This window comes from Streptomyces tanashiensis, assembly GCF_014648895.1.
Lineage (GTDB): Bacteria > Actinomycetota > Actinomycetes > Streptomycetales > Streptomycetaceae > Streptomyces > Streptomyces tanashiensis.
The window spans coordinates 1-7346 of the sequence record NZ_BMRZ01000040.1; the positions used below are offsets into that span (position 1 = coordinate 1).

The 7346-nt window shown below is 75.0% G+C and carries 2 protein-coding genes; both read right to left on the reverse strand.

Going from position 1 to position 7346, the window contains the following annotated elements; genetic code table 11:
- Positions 1-1912, reverse strand: a 1912-nt coding sequence (locus IE237_RS40195; RefSeq protein ID WP_189807178.1) for a type I polyketide synthase, incomplete at its 3' end; no start/stop codon positions are given.
- Positions 1913-2050: 138 nt separating this feature from the next.
- Positions 2051-7330 (reverse strand): type I polyketide synthase, encoded by a 5280-nt coding sequence (locus tag IE237_RS40200; protein ID WP_229844283.1) that lies wholly within the window; start codon positions 7328-7330, stop codon positions 2051-2053.
- Positions 7331-7346 lie beyond the last annotated feature (16 nt).

Here is a 7346-nt window from a genome sequence, read left to right on the forward strand (position 1 = left end):
CGACCATCATGGCCCAGGAGGCGGGCTGGACGACGTCGACGCGGTCGAGGCCGGGGGCGTCTTCCTCGCCGCGCAGGACCGCCGTGAGGGACCAGTCCACGAATGGTGTGAGGGCCGTCTCGCACGCGTCGATGACGCGGGCGAACTCGGGTGAGGAGTCCAGCAGGGCCGTGGCCATGCCGGCCCACTGCGAGCCCTGACCCGGGAACACGAACACGGCTCGGGCGGGGGAGACCCCGTTCTCGCCCTCGACCTCCCGGGAGGCCAGGGCGTCCAGGCCGGCGAGCAGCCCGTCCGGTCCGTCGCTACCGGGCACAACGGCCCGCGACTCGAAGGCGGAGCGTCCGGTGGCGAGGGACAGTGCCACGTCGGCGGGGCTGAGCTCGGGCCGTGCCCGTACGAACGCGGCCAGCTGTCCGGCGGCCTCGGCCAGCGCGTCCGACGAACGCGCCGACACCAGCCACGGCAACGCAGCGCCGTCCAGACGGACGTCGTCCGCCGCCTCGTCGTCCGGCTGCTCTGCCGGAGCCTCCGCGAGGATGACGTGGGCGTTGGTGCCGCTGATGCCGAAGGAGGAGACGCCGGCGCGCCGGATCCTGCCCTCCTCGGCAGGCCACGGACGCGGCTCGGTGAGCACCTCGACGCCGCCGTTGGCCCAGTCCACCAGCTCGCTGGGCTTGCTGACGTTCAGGGAGGCGGGCAGCTCGGCGTGGCGCAGCGCCATGACCATCTTGATGACGCCACCGACACCGGCCGCCGCCTGAGAGTGCCCCAGGTTGGACTTGAGGGAGCCGAGCATCAGGGGCTGACCCTCGCGCTCCTTGCCGTAGGTGGCGAGGAGGGCCTGGGCTTCGATGGGGTCGCCGAGGACCGTGCCCGTGCCGTGTGCCTCGACGGCGTCGACACCGGCGAAGGTGACTCCGGCGTCCTGCACGGCGGCGCGGATCACGCGCTCCTGGGCGGGGCCGCTGGGTGCGGTGAGGCCGTTGGAGGCGCCGTCCTGGTTGACGGCGGAACCGGCCACCACGGCAAGGACCTTGTGGCCCAGGCGTCGGGCGTCGGACAGGCGCTCGACGACGAGGACACCGACACCCTCGGCCCAGGCGGTGCCGTCCGCGTCGGCCGAGAAGGACTTGCACCGGCCGTCCGCCGCGAGCCCCCGCTGACGGGAGAACTCGACGAAGATGCCGGGCGTCGACATGACCGTCACGCCGCCGGCGAGGGCGAGCGAACACTCTCCGGACCGCAGGGCGTTGACCGCCAGATGCAGGGCGACGAGCGAGGACGAGCAGGCGGTGTCGACCGTCAGGGCCGGGCCCTGGAGACCCAGGGTGTAGGCGACGCGGCCCGAGGCCACGCTCGACGTCGTACCCGTGAGGCCGAAGCCGGTGGCGGCCGCACTCGCCTCGCCGAGGCGCGGACCGTACTCCTGCGCGATGGCTCCGAGGAACACGCCCGTCGACGAGCCGTGCAGCGAGCCGGGCGTGATGCCGGCCCGCTCCAGGGCCTCCCACGAGGTCTCCAGGAGCAGCCGCTGCTGCGGGTCCATCGCCAGCGCCTCGCGCGGCGAGATCCCGAAGAAGGCCGGGTCGAACTCGGAGGCGCTGTCCAGGAAGCCGCCGTTGCGTACGTACGAGGTGCCCGAGTGGTCCGGGTCCGGGTGGTACAGGCCGTCCAGGTCCCAGCCACGGTCCGTCGGCAGACCGGAGATCACGTCGCGCTGCTCGGCGACGACCCGCCACAGCGCCTCGGGCGAGTCGACCCCGCCCGGGAAGCGGCACCCCATGCCGACGATCACGATCGGATCGTTGCTGCCCGCCTCCAGCTCACGGACCCGCTGACGGGACTGGTGGAGGTCGACGGTGAGGCGCTTCAGGTATTCGACGAGTTTGTCGTTGTCCGTTGTTGTCATGGTGATGATGCCCCCGTAGGCGTTGTGGAGCCGTGCGTGCGCGGGGTTCGGGCATGGCTGCCCGTGCGGCGTGCCGGAGCACGCCGCGCGCAGCGATCAGGATGAGAAGGGTGTGGGTCCGGCGTCGCGGACGTGGGATCAGAGTTCGGTGTCGATGAACGCGAGCAGTTCGTCGACCGATGCCGACTGGACGCGTGCGGACAGATCGTCCTCGGCCGGGGCCCGTTGTGCCGGTACCCGGGCGGCCAGCGCCTGGAGCCGCTGGACGATCTCGGCCCGGACGTCGTCCTGCGTGTCGTCCGGTAGCTCGACGAGTGCCGCTTCCAGCCGGTCGAGTTCGGCCAGGCCGGGTGCGGACGTCGAGCCGGCGGAGTCGGCGGCGGATTCCGCTTCGGCCGGGGCCAGTTCGGTGTGGAGCTGGGCCACGACGGCCAGCGGTGTCGGGTAGTTGAAGAGGAAGGTGGCGGGCAGCCGCAGACCGGCACTGCTCTGCAGTCTGTTGCGCAGTTCCACGAGGGTGAGGGAGTCGCAGCCCATGTCCTTGAAGGGCCGGTCGGCGGGGATGCCGGTCGCGGAGGACCGCCCGAGCACGGCGGCGGTCTGCACCCGTACGAGATCGAGGAGGAGTTCCTCCCGCTCGGCCGGGCTCAGCGCGGCGAGCCGGTCGCGCAGGGTCTCCGTCGGCCGGGGCGCCGCCGCGGCCGGAGAGGCCTGTGCCGGTCGCGGGGCGGCCGGAGCCAGATCCCGCAGCACGGTGGGCAGGTGCGCTCCCAGCGCGCCGAGCGCGGCACGGTCGAGGGGCGCGGGAACGAGCGCGGGGGAGTCCACGCGCAGTGCCGCGTCGAGCAGGGCCAGACCTTCGGCCCGGTCGATCGGCGCGAGGCCGGTCCGGGCGATGCGCACCCGGTCGGCTTCGGACAGGCTGCCGGCCATTCCGGCGGCGCCCGGCCTTCCGGCCGTGTCCGCCCACATGCCCCAGGCCAGGGAGAGCGCGGGGAGACCCTGCGCCGCCCGGTGCTGGGCGAGGGCGTCCAGGGAGGCGTTGGCCGCGGCGTAGTTGCCCTGGCCCGCGCCGCCGATGACACCCATGACGGAGGAGAAGAGGACGAAGGCCGCGAGGTCCTGGTCCACGGTCAGCTCGTGCAGGTGACGGGCCGCGGTCGCCTTGGCGGCGAGCACGATGTCGAGGCGCTCGGGGGTGAGCGCGGTGATCACGCCGTCGTCGAGCACGCCCGCCGCATGGACGACGGCGGTGAGCCGTACGCCGGTGAGGAGCTGCGCGAGGGCGTCGCGGTCGGCGGTGTCGCAGGCGGCGAGGGTGACGTCGGCGCCCAGCGCGGTGAGCTCGGCGGAGAGTTCCTCCGCACCGGGGGCGTCGGCGCCGCGGCGGCTGACCAGGAGCAGACGGCGCGCGCCGTGCTCGGTGACCAGGTGGCGCGCGACAAGGCCGCCCAGGGCGCCGGTGGCGCCGGTGACCAGGACCGTGCCCTCGGGGTCGAGGGCAGCCGGCAGGGTCAGGACGACCTTGCCGATGTGACGCGCCTGGCTGACGTGGCGGAACGCCTCGGGTGCCCGGCGGACGTCCCAGGTGCTGAGCGGCAGCGGAGTCAGGGCGCCCGACGAGAGCAGCCGCAGGACGGCCGTGAGCAGCTCGGCGATCCGCTCGGTCGGTTCCTGGAGCAGGTCGAAGAAGCGGTAGTCCACCCCGAGGTGGTCGGCCGCGACGAGCACCGGGTCGCGCAGATCGGTCTTGCCCATCTCCACGAAGCGACCGCCGCGCGGCAGCAGCCTCAGGGACGCGTCCACGAACTCACCGGCGAGGGAGTTCAGTACGACGTCCATGCCGTGGCCCTCGGTGGCCGCGCCGAACGCGGCCTCGAAGTCCAGGGTGCGCGAGGACGCCAGGTGCGCGTCGTCCAGGCCGAGGGCACGCAGCGCGTCCCACTTGGCGGGGCCCGCCGTGCCGTAGACCTCCGCGCCCAGGTGCCGGGCCAGCTGGACGGCGGCCATGCCGACGCCGCCGGCCGCAGCGTGGATCAGGACGCGCTCGCCGTCGGACAGGCCCGCGAGGTCGACCAGGGCGTGGTACGCGGTCAGGAACACGATGGGCGCGGACGCCGCCTGGGCGAACGTCCAGTCGTCGGGCATGACGGCGACCCGCCGGTGGTCGGTGACGGCCACCGGACCGAACGCCCCGGAGAACAGGCCCATGACCCGGTCGCCGACGCCGAGACCCGTGACACCGGGCCCGACCTCGGTGACCACACCGGCCCCTTCGAGGCCGAGCGGGCCCGGGTCGCCGGGGTAGAGACCCAGCGTGCCCAGGACGTCGCGGAAGTTGACACCCGCGGCGCGCATCGCGATGCGGACCTCTCCGTCGCCCAGCGGGGCCAGGGCCTCCGGGAAGGGTTCGAGGGCCAGGTGGTCCAGGGTCCCGCGCTCGCGCACGACCATCCGCCAGGCGGCCGTACCGGCCGGGGGAATCAGGGCACCGCCGGCCGTCGCCGGGACGAGCCGGGGCACGAGCGGGGATCCGCCCCGCACGGCGAGCTGCGGCTCCGTGCCGATCAGCGGCAGTGCGGTACGGCAGTCCTCCGGCGACTCCACGTCGAGGAGCCCGACCCGTCCCGGGTTCTCGGTCTCCGCCGAGCGGGCCAGACCCCAGACGGCCGCGAGGCCGGGGTCCGCGTCGGCGTCCGGAGCCGTGGCCACGGCCGCCCGGGTGACGAGCACCAGGCGCGAGTCGGCGAGCCGGTCGTCGGCCAGCCACGTCTGGAGCAGAGCGAGCGCGCGGTGCGCGGCGGACCCGCTGCCGGACGTCGAGCCGTCCGCGAGGTCCGCGAGCGGCGCGAGGACCGCCTCGGGGGCGGGAACCCCCGCGTCGAGGGCCTCGGCCAGGGCCGCGAGGTCGGCGTACCGGGGGCCGACGCCGAGGTCGGCGGCGCCGAGCGCGGCGGCCGACGGGGACGCCTCCCCGTCCGCGGCGGCCGGCTTCCAGTCCAGGCGGTGGAGCGACCGGGGCACGGCCACGGCGTCGCTCACCGGGCGCAGGACGAGCTCCTCCACCTCGGCGACCACCGCGTGGGACTCGTCGAGCAGGGTCAGCGACACCGCGTCCGGTCCGGTGCCGGTGATCACGGCGCGGACGGAACGGGCGCCGGGCTGGTGGACGGTCACGCCGCGCCACGAGAAGGGCAGCAGACGGCGTCCGCCGTCCTCCAGGGCGGTGATGACGATCGGGTGCAGGGCCGCGTCGAGCAGCGCCGGGTGCAGCCCGTAGGAGGCGGCGTCGGTGACGGAGGCGGGCAGGGCGACCTCGGCGAGCAGGTCGGTGCCGTGCCGCCACGCGGCGCGCAGGCCCTGGAAGACCGGCCCGTAGGCGTAGCCCGAGGAGGCCAGTTCGGCGTAGCGGCCGTCGACGGACAGCGGTTCGCCCTCGCCGGCGGGCCGGGACGCGGCGGGCGCGGGGGCTCCGTCGTGCGGGGCGAGCGCGCCGGTGGCGTGCAGGGTCCACGGCTCGACGGCCCCGTCCGGGGTCTCGGTGCGGGCGTGCACGGTCAGCGTGCGCTGACCGTCGTCGCCGGGCGCGGCCACGACGACCTGCACCTCGGTGCGGCCCTCGTCCGGGATGACCAGCGGGGCGACCAGGGTGAGTTCGGCGACCCGCGGCGCACCGGTCTGCGAGCCCGCGTGGGCGGCGAGTTCGAGGAAGGCGGTGCCGGGCAGCAGGACCGAGCCGAGGACAGCGTGGTCGGCGAGCCAGGGGTGGGTGCGGCGCCCGAGCCGGGCGGTCAGCACGGCCTGCCCGGAGTCGGCGAGCTCGACGGCGGGGCCGAGCATCGGGTGGCCGGCCGAGCCCTCGGTGCCGCGCGCCGTCAGCCAGTAGCGCTCCCGCTGGAAGGCGTACGTGGGCAGGGCGGGCGTCCGGCCGGGGCCGAACACGGCCCGCCAGTCCGGGCTGCGGCCGCGGACGTGCAGCGAGCCGAGCGCGGAGGCGAGGGTGCGGCGCTCGGACCGGCCGCGGCGCAGCACCGGGACGAAAGCGAGCGCGTCGTCGTCCAGAACGTCCTGTCCCAGGGCCGACAGCACGCCGTCCGGGCCGAGTTCGAGGAAGGTGCGCATCCCGAGGTCGTGGAGCGTGGCCAGGCCGTCGGACATCCGCACTTCCCGGCGCACCTGCCGCACCCAGTAGTCGGCGGTGACCTCCACGGGCCGGCCGGTGACGGTGGACACCATCGGGACGCGCGGCTCCGCGTAGGCGACCGCCGACGTGACGGCGGCGAACGCGTCGAGCATCCCGTCCATGCGGTGGGAGTGGAAGGCGTGGCTGACGACGAGCCGGCGCGTCTTGCGGCCTGCGGCGGCGAACGCGGCGGCGACCTCTTCGACGGCCTCGACGTCGCCGGAGACCACGACGGCCAGGGGGCCGTTGACGGCGGCGATGCTCACCTCGTGCCCGCGGCCTTCGAGCAGCGCGCCGACCTCCTCCTGCGAGGCCTGGACGGCCATCATCGCGCCGCCCGAGGGCAGGGCCTGCATGAGCCGGCCCCGCGCGGAGACCAGGGCACAGGCGTCGGGCAGCGTGAGGATCCCGGCGACGTGAGCCGCGGCGAACTCGCCGATGGAGTGGCCGAGCACGGCGTCGGGGGTGAGGCCCCGGTGTTCCAGGAGCCGGTACAGCGCGACCTGGAGGGCGAAGAGGGCGCACTGGGTGTTCTCGGTGCGGTCGAGCGCCTCCGCGTCGTGGAACATCACCTCGCGGATCGGCGGCATGCCGGGCACGGCGGCGCGGCGGGCGTCGAGTTCGGCGCACACCGTGTCGAGGGCGGCGGCGAACACCGGCTCGGCCTCGTACAGCTCGCGTCCCATGCCGACGCGCTGACTGCCCTGCCCGGTGAAGAGGTAGGCGAGGCCGTCGTCGGCGCGTGCCGTGCCGAGGGTCAGGGCGGAGTGCGGTTCGCCGCGGCCGAGCGCGGCGAGCGCCGCGACGGCCTCCGCGTGGTCCTCGGCGGTGACGGCCGCGCGGTGGTCGAGGGCGGTACGGGTGGTGGCGAGGGCGCGGCCCAGGTCGCGGACGGACACCTCGTCGAGGGCGTCCAGCGTGTCGACGAGGGCGGCGGCCTGGGCGCGCAGTGCCGGTTCGGTACGTCCGGACAGCACCCACAGCGGGTCGGTGCCGGTGTCCCCGGCGTCGGTCCCGGGCGCCGGGGGCGCGGCGGGGGCCTCGGCGAGGATGACGTGGGCGTTGGTGCCGCTGATGCCGAAGGAGGAGACGCCGGCGCGCCGGGTCCTGCCGTCCGCCGAAGGCCACGGCCGCGGCTCGGTGAGCAGTTCGACGCCGCCGTCGGCCCAGTCGACGAGTTCGCTGGGCCTGGTGACGTTGAGCGTGGCGGGGAGTTCGCCGTGGCGCATGGCCATGACCATCTTGATGATG

Excerpts from the sequence above, each read along its gene's own strand:
- IE237_RS40200 (WP_229844283.1), bottom strand. The coding sequence starts at position 7,330 with ATGGCCATGCGCCACGGCGAACTCCCCGCCACGCTCAACGTCACCAGG.